Origin of the sequence: Massilia sp. PWRC2, assembly GCF_049896725.1 — a bacterium.
GTDB lineage: Bacteria > Pseudomonadota > Gammaproteobacteria > Burkholderiales > Burkholderiaceae_D > JAFCUW01.
Genome location: NZ_JAFCUW010000001.1, coordinates 476,049 through 493,562 on the forward strand (window position 1 = coordinate 476,049; position 17,514 = coordinate 493,562).

The window sequence follows — 17,514 nt, forward strand, 5'->3', positions numbered from 1 at the left end:
TCGGGCGCGTTCAGCTGTGGTTTCAAATGCGGTCCAGGTTAGGCATCCATACGCGCAACAGCGAGTACAGGCGGTTCAAGTCGATCGGTTTGGCCAGGTAATCATTGGCGCCCGCAGCGAGGCACTGTTCCTGGTCGTCCTTCATGGCCTTGGCCGTAATGGCGATCATCGGCAGGCGGTCGAAGCGGCCGTCGGCGCGGATGCGGCGCATCGCTTCGAGGCCGTCCATGCCCGGCATCATAATGTCCATCAACACCACATCGACATTCGCCACTTCATCGAGCTTGGCGATCGCTTCAAAGCCATTGCGGCCGATTTCCACCTTGGCGCCGCGCTGCTCGAGGGCAGCGGTGAGCGCAAACAGATTGCGCATGTCATCGTCGACCAGCAAGATGGTGCGCCCTTCAAACACGCGGTCGCGCCCGCGCACCGTTTGCAGCATGCTCTGGCGCTCGGTCGACAGGGTGGCCTCGACCTTGTGCAAAAACAGCGTCACTTCGTCGAGCAGGCGCTCGGGAGAACGGGCACCCTTGATGATGATCGAACGCGAATATTTGAGCAGCTCGGCTTCTTCCGCCCGCGTCAGGTTGCGGCCCGTGTAGACAATCACGGGCGGGAAGGACTGCAATGTCTCGCCCGACATTTTTTCGAGCAACTCATTGCCCTGCATGTCGGGCAGCTTGAGGTCGATGATCATGCAATCGAACGCTTCGCTGCGCAGCAGTGCCAGCGCTTCTTCGCCGGAGCCGACGGCGGCGATCTCGACATCGCTGTCGGCAATCAGCGCCACCACGCTCTCGCGCTGGCGTTCATCGTCTTCGACCAGCAGGATGCGCTTGATTTTCTGCGTAAATTTGCCTTCCAGCTTGAGGAAGACTTGCTCGAGCTCGTCGCGCGTGGTGGGCTTCTTGGCGTAGCCGATGGCGCCCATGGTGAGCGCTTCGCCGCCATTGTCGTTGCTCGAGACGACGTGGACGGGAATGTGGCGGGTCGCCGGATTGTCCTTGAGCAGTTGCAGCACCGACAGGCCGGAGCGGTCGGGCAGGCGCATGTCGAGCAGTATCGCATCGGGCACCTGTTCGGCAGCCAGTTGCAGCCCTTCAGCACCGGTCAAGGCCACCAGGCAGCGGTAGCGCATCTCGCGCGCCAGCTTGTAGAGAATATCGGCAAACGCCGGATCGTCTTCGATCACCAGCACCGAGCGTTCGTCGGCGGCGGCAGCACGGTGGCGGTCATCGGCGAAGCTGAGGTAGTCGCCGCTGGCAGCTGGCAGCGGCACGGCAGCCGCGGCAATGGCAGCGCTGGCCACGATGGCCGGCACCGGCGCACGCGGCGCCGGCTCGTGAACCGCCGCAGCGCCAGCAGCACCGTCAGCGCTGGCCGGGCAGGTGCGCGGCAACACCAGGGTAAACACGCTGCCCTGACCTGGCGTGCTGACGACGGCAATTTCGCCGCCCAGCAAGGCGGCCAGGTCGCGCGAAATCGACAGGCCCAGGCCGGTGCCGCCGAAGCGCCGGCTGGTGGTGCCATCGGCCTGGTGAAAGGCATCGAAAATCTGCGCCTGCTGCTCGCTGGCGATGCCGATGCCGGAATCTTCGACCACAAAGTGCAGCGGCCCGCCCGGCGTGCTGCTCACGGTGAGGGTGACCCGGCCCGCCTCGGTGAACTTGATGGCGTTCGACAGCAGATTTTTCAGCACCTGTTCGAGGCGCTGGCGGTCGCTCCAGACCGTCGCTGGTACCGAGGGCTCGACCTGCACATGAAACTGCAATTTCTTTTGCATGGCCAGCGGCTCAAAGGTCATCGCCAGCGACTCGGCCATGCGGCGCACCGGCAGCGACTCGAGCACCAGCTCGAGTTTGCCGGCCTCAACTTTGGAAATATCGAGAATGTCATTGATCAGGTGGAGCAGATCGTTGCCAGCCGAATAAATCGTCTGCGCAAACTTGACTTGCTCGGCCGTCAGATTGCCCTTGCTGTTGTCGGACAGTAACTTGGCGAGGATCAGCGAGCTGTTCAGCGGCGTGCGCAATTCATGCGACATATTCGCCAAAAATTCCGACTTGTAGCGGCTGGCCCGTTCCAGGTCGGTGGCCCGCTGGCGCAATTCGGTCTGCGCTTCGTTGAGAGCGACGTTGCGGGCATCGAGGTGGATGGCTTGCTCGGCCAGCTGGTCGTTGGTTTGCTCCAATTCGGCCTGCTGATTTTCCAGGTGGCTTTGCGATTCTTCCAGCGCGCGCGATTGTTCTTCCAGCTCTTCGTTGGCGGTGCGCAGCTCTTCCTGCTGCACTTGCAGTTCTTCATTGAGCTGCTGGGTTTCAGCCAGCGATTCCTGCAGCCGCTGGCGATAGCGCGCCGCCGCCACCGCCGCGCCGATGCCGGCGCCGATCAGTTCGAGAAAGGCCAGGTCGCGGGCGTCGGTCGGCTGCAAAAAGCCGATTTCGAGCACGCCGGCGACCACGCCCTCATTGTGAAACGGCGCAATGAGTAATTGCACCGGCGCCGTGCGACCGAGGCCCGACGTGACCTTGATGTAATCGGCCGGCAAGGCGTCGAGCGCCAGCAGGCGCCCTTCGCGCACGGCCTGCCCGACCAGCGATTCGCCCGCCTGGAATACCTGGCTCTGGCCGGTCCACGCTTCGGCAAAGCCGTAGGTGGCGATGCGGCGCAGCGCCCCATCGTCGTCGCGCACATACAAGGCAGCGACCAGGCCGCCCAGGTGGCGGGTGACCTGGTCGAGCGTGGCCTGGCCCAGCGCACCCATGGCATTGTGGCCGGCCATGGCGTCGGCCAGCGCACTCTGGCCATCGCGCAACCAGGCCTGGTTTTCCAGCAGCGCCGTGTGGGCGGCCTGCTGCGCCATTGCCTTGCTGTACGAGGTCGACAATGCCAGCAGCTCGCGCCGCCCAAAATACGCCAGCAGTACAGCCAGCGTCAGGCTAAAGACCAGGAACAGGCCGACCGACCAGCGGGTGGTGGTCTTGGCCGACAGGTTGCGCTCGACCAGCAGCTTTTCTTCGATCTCGAGGAAGGTGGCGAACTGGCGGCGCACTTCATCGGTCAGCGCGCGTCCGCGCCCGCTCTTGATCAGGGTCAGGTAGTCCTGATCGTTGCGGCGCGCATCGATGACCTGCAAAGCGAACTGCTCCCACAATTTTTGCGCCGCATAGACCTTGCGCAGGCGCGCCACCTGCGGCGCGTTGTCGCTGACCTCATCGATGAGGGTGTCGAGTTGCGCTTCGATGCGCGGTGCCGCCGATTTGTAGGGCGATAAAAACACTTCGTCCTTGGTAATCAGAAAGCCGCGCATGCCCGTTTCCATCTCGGCCGACAGCTTGCTGACCTCGTTGGCGTCGCCGATCACGCGCTCGGAGTGCTCGACCCAGGTCAGCACATCGATCAGGTAGACAATGATGGCAACAAATACCAGCGAGCTGAGCACGCCGACGGCCAGTGGCACGGCCACATTGCGCGCCAGGATGCGGCGAAACTGCTGGTTATCGATCATGCTAGGAACCGTTGATTGAATTGAAAAAGTGGTCACAGTTTAACGCAAACGCAGGCCCCAAACGGGCTACGCCGCTTGCTTGGAAGAATTTAACTGAGGGGCCAGATGGGCGGCCAAATAGCGCGCCAGATAAGGCGCCGTGCGGCTGTGCGCGGCCTGCGCCAGCGCGCGCGGTGGCCCCTGTGCCACCAGCTGGCCGCCGCCATCGCCCGCGCCCGGGCCCATATCGATGACCCAGTCGCAGGCGGCCACCACCGCCATCGTGTGCTCGACCAGCACCACCGTGTTGCCCGCCTCGACCAGCCGGTCGAGCTGCACGATCAGGCGTTCCACATCGGCTGGATGCAGGCCGGTGGTCGGCTCATCGAGGATATACAGCGTATTGCCGCGCGCGGCGCGCTGCAGTTCGGTGGCCAGCTTGATGCGCTGCGCTTCGCCACCCGACAATTCGGTGGCCGGCTGCCCCAGGCGCAGATAACCGAGCCCCACTTCGCGCAGCATGGCCAGGGCGCGGGCGATGGCGGCGCTGGTGGCGTCGGCCCCGCCATCGCCACCAAAAAACACCGCCGCCGCATCGACCGTCATTGCCAGTACCTCGGCGATATTGCGCTCCTGGTACTGCACTTCGAGCGTTTTGGCGTTGTAACGGGCGCCGCCGCAGGTGGGGCATGGCGCATACACGCTGGGCAAAAACAGCAGTTCGACCATCACCAAGCCTTCGCCATCGCAATGGGCGCAGCGGCCCTTGGCGACATTGAAGGAAAAACGGCCGGCATCGTACTTCCTCGCTTTGGCCATGCCGGTGGCGGCAAACAGTTTGCGCACATGGTCGAACAGTCCGGTGTAGGTAGCGAGGTTGGAGCGCGGGGTGCGGCCGATGGGCTTCTGGTCGACCCGGATCAGGCGCGTGAGCGGTTCGAGCCCGTCAGCGAGGCGTCCTTCGAGGGGCGCAGTCGGCACTGCCAGGCCGTCGTCGTCGTCGGTCTGTTCGGTGTTACCGACTTGACCGAGTGCGCGCGTGACCAGTTCGACCAGCACCTGGCTGACCAGCGTCGACTTGCCGGAGCCGGACACACCGGTGACGGCAGTGAGCAGGCCCAGCGGAAAGGCGACGTCCAGCTGTTGCAGGTTGTTGCGGCTGACCCCTTGCAGGCGCAGCCAGTCGCTGGCCTGGCGCGGCGTGCGCAGCGGCGGTGGCGCGGCATCAAACAAGAAGCGCCGCGTTTGCGAGGCGGCCACCTGGCGCAGTCCCGCCAGCGGACCGCTGTAGAGCACATGGCCGCCCTGCTCGCCGGCGGCCGGCCCGACATCGACGATCCAGTCGGCGTGGCGGATCACGTCGAGCGCGTGCTCGACGACGAACAGCGAATTGCCGGCCGCTTTCAGTTGGGCCAGCGCACCGAGCAGCGCTTCGGTATCGGCCGGATGCAGGCCCGCTGACGGTTCGTCGAGCACATAGACCACGCCGAACAGGTTCGAGCGCACCTGGGTGGCCAGCCGCAAGCGCTGCAATTCGCCGGGCGAGAGCGTTGGCGTGCTGCGTTCGAGCGCCAGGTAACCGAGGCCCAGCGCCAGCAGCACGTCAAGGCGCGCACACAGATCGGCGGCGATGCGCTCGGTGACCAGGCGCTTTTCCGGATGGCGTCCATCGGCGGCAGTGACGGCGCGGGTGACATCGGCGTGCGGGCGCAACAGGGCCGCCAGGCTGGCCAGGGGCAGCGCCGACATGGCGGCGATATCGAGACCAGCAAACGTCACCGACAGCGACGATCGCTGCAGGCGCCGGCCATCGCACTCGGGACAGGTGGCGCCCACCATGTAGCGCGCCACCCGTTTTTTCATCGCCGCGCTGGTGGTGCTGGCAAAAGTGTGCAGCACGTAGTTGCGCGCGCCCGTAAATGTGCCCTGGTAGCTGGGAGTGTCGCCGCGAGAAATGGCCGCCTGCACTTCGGCGCGGTCAAAGCCGGCGTAGACGGGCACGGTGGGCTGCTCATCGGTGAACAAGATCCAGTCACGCTGCTTTTTCGTCAAACGACGCCACGGCGTATCGATATCGATGCCCAGCGTGGTGAGGATGTCGCGCAGATTCTGGCCGTGCCACGCCGGCGGCCAGGCCGCCACCGCGCGCTCGCGGATGGTCAAGCGGTCGTCCGGCACCATCGATGCCGCCGTCACTTCGTAGATGCGGCCCAGGCCCTGGCAGCGGGGACAGGCGCCTTCGGCGCTGTTTGGCGAAAACGCCTCGGCGTACAGCAGGCCCTGGCCGGCCGGATAATCACCGGCGCGCGAATACAGCATGCGCAGCGAGTTCGACAGGGTGCTGACGCTGCCGACCGAGGAGCGCGTGGTGGCACCGCCACGCTGCTGTTGCAGGGCGACGGCGGGTGGCAGGCCGGCGATGTCGTCCACTTCCGGCACCGCCATCTGGTGAAACAGCCGGCGCGCATAGGGCGACACCGATTCGAGGTAACGGCGCTGCGCTTCGGCGTACAGGGTGCCGAAGGCGAGCGAGGATTTGCCCGAGCCGGACACGCCCGTAAATACCACCAGGGCGTCGCGCGGAATATCGAGCGAGACATTTTTCAGATTGTGCTCGCGGGCGCCACGCACCGTGACGTAACCGTCGCGTGGCTTGATGATGGGGTCGGACATGAAGGGCTTCGCTGTTGAACTGGGTACCCGTATTAAACAGCGAATGACGCGACTGCTCGGTGCGCTGATGCACAGAGCGCACCGCGTCACAGCGCTGGCGTGGACACGTCAAAAAGCCGCCCGGCTTGCGCGGGGCGGCTTGTGGCTGGTAGGGCTACCTTGCGGCAGCGCCTGGCCTGGTCGAATTAACGGCCGGTGCGGCTGCCGACGACTTCGACGGTCACGCGACGGTTCTTGGCGCGGCCTTCGGCGGTCTTGTTGTCCGCAACTGGCTGGGTTTCGCCCTTGCCTTCGACGAACACGCGCGACTGGTCGACGCCTTTCGAGACCAGATAGGCCTTGACGGCTTCAGCACGCCGCAGCGACAGGCGCTGGTTGTACTCGTTCGAACCGACCGAATCGGTATGGCCGACGGTGACCATGGCTTCGGTGTTCATGCCTTGCAGCTTCATCAACAGATCGTCGAGTGCTGCTTTGCCAGCAGGCTTGACGACCGACTTGTCGAAGTCGAACAGGGCTTCGGCAGCGAACGAGACTTTTTCCGACACGGCCACTGGTGCTGGTGGCGGTGGTGGCGGGGTCTGGACCACTTCAGCCACTGGTGCCGGTGCTGGCATTGGTGCTGGTGCGGTGTAGACCACTGGTGCGGCAACTGGGCGACCGAGTTTGTAGACCAGCGAGACGGAAGCGAAGTTCACGTCGCCGCGATGCTCGAGTGCATCCTTGATGCGATAACGCTCGATTTCACCGCGCACGGCCAGCGCTTCGCTGAATTTGTATTCCAGGCCGACGCCGGCCTTGACGTTACCCGACTTGTAGCGGCCGTTCTGGCTGGTCACGCCTGGACCGACGTTGCCCGAGTATTCGTCACGCACCTGGCCGTAGGAACCGCCAACGCGGCCGTAGACCGAGAAACGCTCGCTCATTGGGATGGTGCCGATCAGGTCGAGGGCGCCGCCGCGGAACTGCACGTTGCGGTTCAGGGTGCGACCGTTCGAGGTGCCGGCCTTGTATTCAAATTTGCCGAGGTCGACGTAGCTCAGTTCCATCGCGAAGTAGCGATTGAAGTTTTTACCGACAAACAGCTTGGCGCCGATGTCTTTTTTGTCTTCCGAGAAGCTGTTGATCGGGCCGGTGCTGCCCAATACGCGGAAGTAGTCATCGTTGTTGATGAAACCGCGGGTCGAACCGACGCCAGCGCCGATGTAGGAGGCGGTGTTGGCCCAGTCCGGATTGATGAAATCATCGGCAGCGAAGCTCGACTGGCTCGACAGGACAGCCGCGGCGATTGCGGTCAGGGAAAACAGCTTCTTAGCAAGTTTCATGGTGGTAGTTTCCAAAGTTATTGAATGTTATTAAATGTTATGCATTGTTGGTCAAGCCGGATCTCGTCCGCGGTTGATGAGTTCATTATTGTTTGTTGGCGTTTTCGCTTCTGTACGGTAGCGCTCATTGCGGACAAAAAATAATGGCTTTCGCATGAAAAACAACAAGGTGATGTGTGCGACAAAAGCCGGCTTATAAAGGCAGACGCGTCAGCGCAGTACAGACGCTGTCCAGATCAGCTTGAAGCTCGAAGCGGTGGGCGATGGCGCGCGCATGCACGCCACTTGAGCGCGAAGACAGGACACGCTCGAGCAGGTGCTGCAGCCGTGCTGTCGACAGACGCGACGCCGGCAATACGGCGCCGACACCCAGCGCACTGACCCGCGCCCCGTTGTCGAACTGATCATGAGCAAACGGTATCACGATCTGCGGAAGACCGGCGCGCAGTAGCTCTGCGGTGGTGCCGATGCCGCCATGATGGATGGCAGCGGCGCAGTGCGGCAACAATTTGCGTAGCGGCACATAGGGCTGCCACAGCACGCTGGCCGGCAAATCGGCCGGCAGCTGACTGGCGAACGGCGTCAAAAAAATCGCCCGCCGCCCCTGCTGCACCAGCGCCTCCAGGGCGGCGCGAAACACTGCTGCGGCCTGACGGTTGCCGGTGCCGGGGGTGACCACCACGGGCGCTTCGCCGGCCGCCAGAAAGGCCACCAGTTCGGCAGAAAATGGCGCTGCGGGGTCCGGATCGTAGAGGGGAAATTCAGCGTGCAGCAGCGGCTGCGGCCAGTCCGGCTGGGTGGCGCCGAACCATGCCGGAAACAGCGCCAGCGACAGGTCGGCAACCTGAAACAGGTAGCCGAGCGCATTGCGCAGCGGCGGCATGCCGCGCAGGCGGCGCGCGCGGTTCAGGCCCGGCAACACCACCGGATCGAGCAGGCGCTGGCCGAGCTGGCGCCACAACCAGCGGCGCGCCGCGCGCGGCACCCAGCGCGGCACCGTCAGCGGCCCCATCACCAGCGGATCGTAGACCGTTGGCAGGTTCGATGGCGCCAAAAAAGCGGCGGCGATGCGGATGTCCGGTCGCGCCGCCCGGCACAGGTCCGCTTCGGCCAGCGCCAGCGGATGGACCAGCAGTACGCACGGCTCACTGACCGGCAGCGCCTCGACAAACGGCAGCAGCGCGGCGGCGACGCCGCGGGTGGCGCGCCAGACCACGCCGAAGCCATGGCGCGCATGCCACAGGCGCGGATCGTCGAGCACCGCCTCATCGACGGCGACGCCGTGAAAGGCCAGGCCGGCCTGCTCGACATACGGGCGATGCTGTTCGGGAGCGAGGAAACTGATGCGGTGACCGCGCGTGCGCAGGGCCAGGGCGATTTTCAGCATGGGGAACAGGTCGCCAGCCGAACCGATGGCCATGACGACGAAGTGAATGTGGGCGCTGATTGCAGATCCTAAAAGAAGACGGCCGTGGTGACTGTTGACAAGTCAATACGACGCCAGTCTACACAAGCGGGCCCGCAACGGCGGCCGATTCGTGCCGCCCAATTGCAAGCAATCGTTACCAGGTCCGCATCGGTGCTGGACCACGCTCTTTAACTTAAGCCTTCATGCTGCTGGTGGCGCCGCACCAGCGCCTCGAAGGCATCGATGGCGAGCGGCCGGCCAAACAGGTAGCCCTGGTAAGCGGCGCAGCCATTGGCGCGCAGGAAGGCCAGCTGCTCGATCGTCTCGACCCCTTCGGCAATCACATGCAGGCGGAAATTGCGCGCCAGGTCGATGATGGTCTTGACCATCACGGCGTCATTCGGATCGCTGATCATATCGCGCGTAAAACTCTGGTCGATCTTGATCTGGTCGAGTGGCAGCTGCTTGAGATACGACAGCGACGAGTAGCCGGTACCGAAATCGTCCATCGACAGGGCCACCCCCATCTGCCGCAGCCGGTGCATCTTGCGCACGACGTCATCGACGTCGTTGACGATGACGGTTTCGGTCAGTTCGATTTTCAGGCGGCCAGCGCCGATGCGGTGGCGTTCGAGGGCGGCGGTGACGCTGCCGATGAATGACGGCTCGCGGAACTGGCGGGCGCTGACGTTGACGGCCAGCGTCAACCCGGCCAGCTGCGGCACCTGCGCCCAGCGCGCCAGCTGGGCGCAGGCGCTTTGCAGCACCCACTGGCCGATATCGAGGATCAGCGAACTCTCTTCGGCGATGCCGATAAATTCCAGCGGCGAGACCAGCCCGCGCAGCGGATGGGCCCAGCGCACCAGCGCTTCGGCGCCGATCGGGCGCTGGCCGGCGTCGACCTGCATCTGGTAGAGCAGGTGCAGCTGGCCGGTCGGCACCGCGTGGCGCAAATCGGCTTCCAGGGCGGCGTGGGTTTCGACCGCCAGCTGCATGGCGGCGCTGAAAAAGCGCAGGGTATTGCGGCCGCCATCCTTGGCCTTGTACATGGCGATGTCGGCCTGGCGAAGTAGCACGTCGGCGCCATCGGCGGCGCCGCAAAACATGGTCGCGCCGATGCTGGGCGAGGTGCGGTGCACCAGACCACCCAGGTCGAACGGCGCATTGAGCGCCTGGCGCAGTTTTTCAGCCATCAGCGCGACCCGGTTCGACGACGTTTCCAGGCCCTGGTCCAGATCCGGCAGCACCACCACGAATTCGTCGCCGCCGAGGCGCGCCACGGTGTCGCCGCCGCGCACGCAGGCGCGCAGGCGCGCCGCCACCTCGATCAGCAGACGGTCGCCACGCGCATGGCCGTGCAAGTCATTGACGCTCTTGAAACGATCAAGGTCGACGAACAGCAGCGCGCCATGCGCGCGGCTGCGGGCGCTGGCAGCGAGTGCGCTGTCGAGCCGTTCGAGCAGCAGGCGGCGGTTCGGCAAGCCGGTCAGCAAATCGTAGAAGGCCATGTGCTGCAGCTTTTGTTCGGCCTGGCGGCGGGCGCTGATGTCGTCGAAGTTGACAATGATCTGGGTCAGCGCGCCATCGGCGGCAAAGTCGGGAAACGCCGACACCAGGATCCAGGTGGGCGCGGACGGCAAGTGCTTGAGCGGCGCCGGCACCACCCCCATCAGCATGCCGTGCACCGGCTCGCCGCTGGCGCGCACGCGGCTGGCCGGGTAGTCGAGCGGATCGATGATGCGGCCATGTTCGTCGATGTAGCGGTAACTCGGATTGTGCAGATCGATGGCAAGCATCTGCGCCGCGGTCAGGCCCAGCAGCGCACGCGCACGCGGATTACTAAACACCACGCGCAAGTCGATGTCGAGCACGATGATGGCCGTCTGCAGATTTTCCAGCAGCTCGCGGTGGCGCGTTTCGCTTTCAATGAGCTCGGCCTGCTTGAGCAGCAGCGCCGCCTCGGCCTGTTTACGGGCGCCGATTTCACGGGTCGAGGCAAATACCACCGTGGCGCCATCGATGGCGATGGCGTTGCAGCTGATCTCGACGTCGACCAGCGCGCCATCGCGGCGCCGGTGCAGCGTTTCGCGCTGCACCTTGCGCGGATGGGCCATCAGCTCGGCCACCGTGTGCATTAAATGACTGCGCTCGCTGCCGACATCCCAGTCCCACAGATGTTGTCCGAGCAGTTCTTCGCGGCGCCAGCCCAGCATGGCGGCAAAGGCGTCGTTCGCCTCAATCAGGCGGCAGTGGCTGTCGATAATATAAATGCCGTCGCCGGCGTAATGCAACAGGGCCTGGGCCCGCTCGCTGGCACGCCGCGCGGCCTGCCTGGCCTGGGCCCGCTCGGCGCGCGAGCGCAGGCTGGCGATACCATAGCCGAGGTTGCCGGCCAGTTCCTCCAGCAACGCCACTTCGGCGGTGCTAAAGGCGTGCGGCTCGGGCGCGTAAATCGACAGTACGCCGCACACCACGTCATCGCCGAACAGCGGACAGGCGATACTCGAGTGGTAGCCGCGCTCGGCGGCGAGGTCGTGCCAGAAGGCCATCGACGGCTCGGCCTGGACATCATCGATGATGACCGCGCGCGCTGGTAAACGCCCGCCGCGCCGGGTGGGCTGTGCGCACCGCAGTCGGTGCGGCGCGCAGGGCGGCATCGAGCCGGCCCAGATCGGCGCCGCCGCCGACCGCCACGGACGGCACGATCAGGTAATCGGCACTGCCATCGGGTAAGCCGACCCAGGCCATCGCATAGCCGGCGACATCGACCGCCAGCGCGCAAATCGATGCCAGCAACTCCTGCTCGGTATGCGCCTGCATCAGTGCGGTGCTGCAGGAACTGAGCAACTTGACGGCGCGCGACAGGCTGGCCTGGCCGGTGACGGTGGCGCTGGCCGGATCGTGGTCGCCCGGAACAGATGCGGCCGCGGCGACCGCCGGCGCGGCCGGTGCGGCTGGTGGCGCCGCTGTGGCAAGCGCGCGCCGCCCGCTGTCGAGTCCCTCGCTAAGCTGCTGGCTCATCCATCGCTCTCCTCATCGCGTCACCGACCTGGCCCCCGGCGCTTCGTCGCAGGCACAAGTTTATGCCAGAAACGTCAGCTGCGCCGGGCCAGAATGGCTAGCGCGAGTTACAAAAAGCGGTCGAGAATCCTGCGGCTGTGCTTATCGATGGTGAACATATTGCGGATCAAATAATGGATGCCGTGATTGTCCGCCACCAGCAGCGCGGCGTCGCCGATGCGGCGGATGTCGCCCTCGTCCTTGAGCACGAAGGCGGTGTCGCCGCGGTCGGTGGCCACCTGCCAGGTGCACGGCGTGGCAAAACTGCTGACGTCGACGATGCGGGCGATTTCGGGCATGAAGTCGCGGCTGCCCAGTTCTTCCTGCAGCAAGTCTCTGACCGCGGGCAACAGGTCGTCGAGGCGATCGATCCATGCCACTTCCTTGCCGTCGCCCTGCACCATGGCGATGGCACCGGACGGCTCGCCGATGGGAAAAGCGCGCACCGGGGCGACGCCGGCGTAGGTGTCGCCGCTGGCAGTGGTCAGGTGCAGCACGCCGAAGCTGTCGCGGGTCAGGTCAAATGATGTAGTGGCCATGGGATTCTTTATTGTTCGTCCATGTCGGTGTCGACATTGCGCGCTTGCGCTTCGTACAGGCGGTGGTAGGCGCCTTGGCGCGCCATCAGTTCGTCGTGACTGCCCTGTTCCACCACTTCGCCGCGGTCGAGCACCACCAGGCGGTCGGCGCGGTGCAGGGTCGACAGGCGGTGCGCAATGGCGATCGTGGTGCGGCCCTTGACCAGGTTGTCGAGCGCCTTTTGAATTTCCTTTTCGGTTTCCGAGTCGACCGACGAAGTCGCCTCGTCCATGATCAGGATGCGCGGATCGATGAGCAGCGCACGGGCGATCGAAATGCGCTGGCGCTCGCCGCCGGACAGGCCCTGGCCGCGTTCACCGACCATCGAATCGTAGCCCTGCGGCAGGCGCAAAATGAATTCGTGCGCATGCGCCGCGCGCGCCGAGGCGATGATGTCTTCGCGCGAGGCGCCCGGTTTGCCATAGGCGATATTTTCGGCGATGGTGCCGAAAAACAGGAACGGTTCCTGCAGCACCAGGCCGATGTTGCGGCGGTAATCGGCCACGGCAAACGAGCGGATGTCGACGCCATCTAACAGGATGGCGCCTTCGGAGACGTCGTAAAAGCGGCAGATCAGGTTGACCAGCGTGCTTTTACCGGAACCGGAGTGGCCCACCAGGCCGACGAATTCGCCCGCCTTGATATTGAGCGAAATGCCGCGGTTGACGGCGCGGTTGCCATATCTAAAACCCACCTCGCGCAGGTCGATGCGCCCTTCCACGCGCGCGATCTTGAGCGGATTGGCAGGCTCCGGCACCGACGAGACGTGATCGAGAATATCGAAGATGCGCTTGGCGGCCGAGGCCGATTTTTGCGTCACCGAGACGATCCGGCTCATCGAATCGAGGCGGCCATAAAAACGGCTGCTGTAGGTAATGAACAGGGTCAGCACACCGACCGTGATGTTGCGGTGCGACACCAGGTAAATACCGAACACCCACACCACCAGTAAGCCCAGTTCGGTAAGAAACGAGACGGTGGGAGAAAACAGCGACCATACCTTGTTGAGTTTGTCGTTGACCGCCAGATTGTGCTTGTTGGCTTCGCGAAAGCGGCTCGCTTCGCGCTGTTCCTGGGCAAACGCCTTGACCACCCGGATGCCGGGAATGGTATCGGCCAGCACATTGGTCACTTCGCCCCACACGCGGTCGATTTTTTCAAAGCCGGTGCGCAGGCGGTCGCGCACGATGTGGATCATCCAGGCAATGAACGGCAGCGGCACCAGGGTGATCACGGCCAGCCACGGATTGATCGAACACAGAATCACCCCGGTCATGATGATCATCAGGACGTCGGAGGCAAAGTCGAGCAGGTGCAGGGAGAGAAACACGCAGATGCGGTCAGAACCGCTGCCGATGCGCGACATCAGATCGCCCGTGCGTTTGCCGCCGAAAAATTCGAGCGACAGGCGCATCAAGTGTTCGTAGGTGGCTGAGCGCAGGTCGGCGCCCATGCGTTCGGACACCAGCGCCAGCACATACGTCTTCCACCAGCCCAGCAGCCAGGCCAGCACCGAGGCCCCCAGCAATCCCGCCATATACAGCCACACCAGCTTCTGGTCGACTGCCTGGCCGTTCTGGAACGGGATCAGCACATTGTCCATCAACGGCATGGTCAGATATGGCGGGATCATGTGCGCCGCCGTGCTGGCCACCATCAGGAAAAAGCCCAGCGCCAGCTGGAAACGGTACGGCTGGGCAAACTGCCACAGGCGCAGCAGGGTCCAGGTCGACGGCGGCGTGTACACCACCTTGGTGCAGATCGGGCATTCTTCCTGGTCCGCTGCCAGCGGCGCCTTGCAGCTGGGGCAGACATTCTGCTCGAGCTGGTGCACGGCGCGCCCTTCGACAAAGGCGGCGAGCTGTTCGGCAAAGTGGTCGACCACGCGCATGGCGTGCAGATTTTGCCCCAGCGTGAAACGCCACGAAGCCAGCCGGCCGTTGCCATCGACCAGTTCGAGACGGCCAACGCCCGCGTGATCATGATGTTTTAATATCAATCCGGGCTGGTACGGCCACTCGCGCAACAGCGTTTCGCCGGGCGCGCGCGCCAGCAGGCGGCGGTCGGTGACGATGACCACGCCCTTAACGAAATGTAATTTCGTATCGAGGTCAACCTCAACGCTACTTAAAACGTTCTCACCGGGTAATAATTTATTTTCGACCTCGGCCAGCCAGCGTGCCGGCAGTTTATTTTCCAGCGCGGTCGGTAGCGGCGCAGGCAAAGCCGGCGGCAGTGCAGTGGTGGGGGTGTCTCGTAAGTGCGATGTCATCGTCATGCCGCGCGATCTAGGCCAGGGTCTTGAAAAGAAGGGAAAGCCCGCCCCAGCGTTTGCGGGCAGGAAAGGCAGCGGGGCACCGCTTGCCGGCTAGGCACGCGACAAACTGCGGTATCCTGTCAGCATGCAGCCAAACCGGGCCACGCTGGACGACGTTGCGCCAGGTTGAGCGAGATGGCGCCAAATGGCGCCAATAAGGCCGGATGGTGAGGCAGGGTCGCACTGGCAGAAATCGGTTCGGCGCGGTAAGCTTCGTTACAGCAAGTATACAACATGATGCGCGTACCAAGCGCCACGGGGGGAATGGCTTCTCCTGACGCGGCGCGGTGTAGTTCAACACAGGCAAGGCATCACGCTACCGGTGCCATGATGGCAACGGCAGTTTGACCAAGAAATTAGCTAAATGATAAACAAGAACGACCTCGATTTACTGCGTGTAACGCACCTGCGCGGACCGAATATCTGGACTTACCGCCCCGTTATCGAAGTCATCATCGACCTCGGTCCTCTCGAAGAATTCCCCTCCAACAAAATTCCCGGCCTCTACGAGCGCTTGCTGGCGTGGTTGCCGGGACTGGTGGTGCACCGCTGCGGCGTGGGCGAGCACGGCGGCTTTCTCGAACGCCTGCGTGAAGGCACCTGGGCTGGTCACATCCTCGAACACGTGGTGCTCGAACTGCAAAACCTGGCCGGCATGAAGACCGGCTTTGGCAAAACGCGCTCGACCGGTGAACACGGCATCTACAAAATGGCCTTCCGCACCCGCGACGAGCAGGTCGGCCGCGCCGCCCTGGCAGCCGGCCGCGAACTGCTGCGCGCCGCCATTGGCGATGCGCCGTTCGACCTGGTGGCGCAAGTGGCGGCGCTGCGCGAGCTGGTCGACCAGCACTGCCTGGGACCGTCCACCGCCCATATCGTCGACGCTGCCACCGCGCGCCGCATCCCCTTCATTCGTCTGACCGATGGCAATCTGGTGCAGCTGGGCCACGGCGCAGCCCAGCGCCGCATCTGGACCGCTGAAACCGAACACACCAGCGCGATCGCCGAATCGATCGCCAGCGACAAGGACCTCACCAAGACCATGCTGGCCGCCTGCGGCATCCCGGTGCCCGAGGGCGCGCTGGTGCGCAGCGCCGATGAAGCGTGGGAAGAAGCCCAGGACATCGGCTTGCCGGTGGTGCTCAAGCCGTACGACGGCAACCATGGCCGCGGCGTGTCGCTCAACCTGGTCACCGAAGTCGATGTGCGCGCCGCCTATGAACTGGCCAGCCGCAAGGGCGACAGCAGCAGCGTCATCGTCGAGCGCTTCATCACCGGCGACGAGCACCGCATCCTGGTGGTGGGCAAGCAGGTGGTGGCGGTGGCGCGCGGCGAATCGCTGTGGGTCACTGGCGATGGCGTCAACAACATCATTTACCTGGTCGACCAGCAGATCAACACCGATCCGCGCCGCGGCTCGGGCGAAGATTCGCCGTTGAACGCGCTGGCGCCGGAAAAAGGCGCCGAGATCATTCTCGAGCTGCAGCGCCAGGGCATGACAGCCTACTCGGTGCCGCAGGCGGGCCAAAAGGTGCTGATCCAGCCGAATGGCAATGTGGCGCACGACGTCACCGACCTGATTCACCCGTCGGTGGCGCATGCCGCCACCCTGGCCGCCCGCGTGGTCGGCCTTGACATCGCTGGCGTCGATCTGGTCTGCGAAGACATTTCGCGCCCGCTCGCCGAGCAGCGCGGCGCCGTCATCGAAGTCAATGCCAGCCCCGGCCTGCTGGCCCACTTGAAACCGGCCGAAGGCGCAGCGCGCCCGGTCGGCGCGGCCATCGTCGAGCACCTGTTCGGCCAGAGCGATAGCGGCCGCATTCCGCTGGTCGGCGTCACCGGCACGCTGGGCGTGAGCCTGATCGCGCGGCTGCTCGGCTGCCTGGTCAGTTTGGCCGGCAAGCAGGTCGGCGTGGCCAATGGCCAGGGCCTGTACCTCAATCACCGCCAGGTCGCCGCCGGCGACTGCACCGGCTGGGACGCCGGCCAGCGCCTGCTGATCAACCGCACTTTGCAAACGGCGGTATTCGAATCGAACGCCCGCCGCATTCTCAGCGAAGGTCTCGCTTACGACAAGTGCCAGGTGGGTGTGGTCACCGACCTGCAAGGGGTCGAGGCGCTGGCCGACCACTATATTCGTGACGAAGCCGATATGGCCAACGTCGTGCGCACGCAGATCGATGTGATTCTGCCGAATGGCACCGCAGTGCTCAACGCCGATATCGACGCGGTGGCGCAGATGGCCGAACTGTGCGACGGTCGCGTGATGTTCTACAGCGCCGACGCCAACCACCCGCGGGTGGTAGCGCAGCGGGCGGCGGGCGAACGCAGCGTGTTCGTGCGCGACGGCGCCATCGTGCTGGCCGACGGCGCCAGCGAACAGCGTCTGCTGCCGCTGGCCGCACTGCAGCCGGCCACCGGGCGCCATCCGACCAGCGTGCTGGCGGCAGTGGCGGCGGCGTGGGCGCTGGGGATCGCGCCGGCCATCGTGGCGGCGGGCTTGCGGACGTTCGACGCGGCTGCCAAAAAGCTGCCACACTGAGCACGCCACTGAGCACGCCACTGAACACAACACTGAGCGCGGACCGCACCACTATCACGACGCCCGGCGCGCGGCGCCGGGTAGCAGGCACCAAGCTCCAAGCCTTCAGCTTCACACATAACA

The 17,514-nt window shown here is 64.5% G+C and carries 9 protein-coding genes; 1 reads left to right on the top strand and 8 read right to left on the bottom strand.

Annotation, left to right across the window (positions count from 1 at the left end; all coding sequences use genetic code 11):
• Positions 1 to 22 precede the first annotated feature (22 nt).
• The 8 genes from ACP7BZ_RS02150 to ACP7BZ_RS02185 all read right to left on the bottom strand — a co-directional run bounded on the left by ACP7BZ_RS02150 (position 23) and on the right by ACP7BZ_RS02185 (position 14,804).
• Positions 23 to 3,508 carry a response regulator gene (locus ACP7BZ_RS02150; protein WP_426109995.1) on the bottom strand — a complete coding sequence of 1,162 codons (3,486 nt, stop codon included), beginning with the start codon at positions 3,506 to 3,508 and terminating at the stop codon, positions 23 to 25.
• 66 nt (positions 3,509 to 3,574) lie between these two features.
• Positions 3,575 to 6,160, bottom strand: coding sequence for an excinuclease ABC subunit A (locus ACP7BZ_RS02155; RefSeq protein ID WP_426109996.1), 2,586 nt, complete (start codon positions 6,158 to 6,160; stop codon positions 3,575 to 3,577).
• A 185-nt stretch (positions 6,161 to 6,345) separates the two neighbouring features.
• Complete coding sequence (locus ACP7BZ_RS02160) at positions 6,346 to 7,485, bottom strand: OmpA family protein (protein ID WP_426109997.1); 1,140 nt, start codon at positions 7,483 to 7,485, stop codon at positions 6,346 to 6,348.
• 193 nt (positions 7,486 to 7,678) lie between these two features.
• Complete coding sequence (locus ACP7BZ_RS02165; protein WP_426109998.1) at positions 7,679 to 8,905, bottom strand: glycosyltransferase; 1,227 nt, start codon at positions 8,903 to 8,905, stop codon at positions 7,679 to 7,681.
• Positions 8,906 to 9,081: 176 nt separating this feature from the next.
• A complete protein-coding gene (locus tag ACP7BZ_RS02170; RefSeq protein ID WP_426109999.1) occupies positions 9,082 to 11,442 on the bottom strand; it encodes a bifunctional diguanylate cyclase/phosphodiesterase in 2,361 nt (786 codons plus the stop codon).
• 19 nt (positions 11,443 to 11,461) lie between these two features.
• Positions 11,462 to 11,914, bottom strand: a complete 453-nt coding sequence (locus ACP7BZ_RS02175; RefSeq protein ID WP_426110000.1) for a hypothetical protein — start codon at positions 11,912 to 11,914, stop codon at positions 11,462 to 11,464.
• 107 nt (positions 11,915 to 12,021) lie between these two features.
• On the bottom strand, positions 12,022 to 12,492 hold the full coding sequence (locus ACP7BZ_RS02180; protein WP_426110001.1) for a DUF1854 domain-containing protein: 471 nt from the start codon (positions 12,490 to 12,492) through the stop codon (positions 12,022 to 12,024).
• 8 nt (positions 12,493 to 12,500) lie between these two features.
• On the bottom strand, positions 12,501 to 14,804 hold the full coding sequence (locus ACP7BZ_RS02185) for an ABC transporter ATP-binding protein (RefSeq protein WP_426110002.1): 2,304 nt from the start codon (positions 14,802 to 14,804) through the stop codon (positions 12,501 to 12,503).
• 409 nt (positions 14,805 to 15,213) lie between these two features.
• Between ACP7BZ_RS02185 and cphA the strand changes: the two genes are divergently transcribed.
• Positions 15,214 to 17,391 carry a cyanophycin synthetase gene (cphA, locus tag ACP7BZ_RS02190; RefSeq protein ID WP_426110003.1) on the top strand — a complete coding sequence of 726 codons (2,178 nt, stop codon included), beginning with the start codon at positions 15,214 to 15,216 and terminating at the stop codon, positions 17,389 to 17,391.
• The last annotated feature ends 123 nt before the right edge of the window (positions 17,392 to 17,514 follow it).

Bases quoted from the DNA above. Each gene is read 5' to 3' on its own strand.
- ACP7BZ_RS02185 (WP_426110002.1), bottom strand. From the start codon at position 14,804: ATGACATCGCACTTACGAGACACCCCCACCACTGCACTGCCGCCGGCT.
- ACP7BZ_RS02160 (WP_426109997.1), bottom strand. From the start codon at position 7,485: ATGAAACTTGCTAAGAAGCTGTTTTCCCTGACCGCAATCGCCGCGGCT.
- ACP7BZ_RS02175 (WP_426110000.1), bottom strand. From the start codon at position 11,914: ATGAGCCAGCAGCTTAGCGAGGGACTCGACAGCGGGCGGCGCGCGCTT.
- ACP7BZ_RS02170 (WP_426109999.1), bottom strand. From the start codon at position 11,442: ATGGCCTTCTGGCACGACCTCGCCGCCGAGCGCGGCTACCACTCGAGT.
- ACP7BZ_RS02165 (WP_426109998.1), bottom strand. From the start codon at position 8,905: ATGGCCATCGGTTCGGCTGGCGACCTGTTCCCCATGCTGAAAATCGCC.
- cphA (WP_426110003.1), top strand. From the start codon at position 15,214: ATGATAAACAAGAACGACCTCGATTTACTGCGTGTAACGCACCTGCGC.
- ACP7BZ_RS02155 (WP_426109996.1), bottom strand. From the start codon at position 6,160: ATGTCCGACCCCATCATCAAGCCACGCGACGGTTACGTCACGGTGCGT.
- ACP7BZ_RS02150 (WP_426109995.1), bottom strand. From the start codon at position 3,508: ATGATCGATAACCAGCAGTTTCGCCGCATCCTGGCGCGCAATGTGGCC.
- ACP7BZ_RS02180 (WP_426110001.1), bottom strand. From the start codon at position 12,492: ATGGCCACTACATCATTTGACCTGACCCGCGACAGCTTCGGCGTGCTG.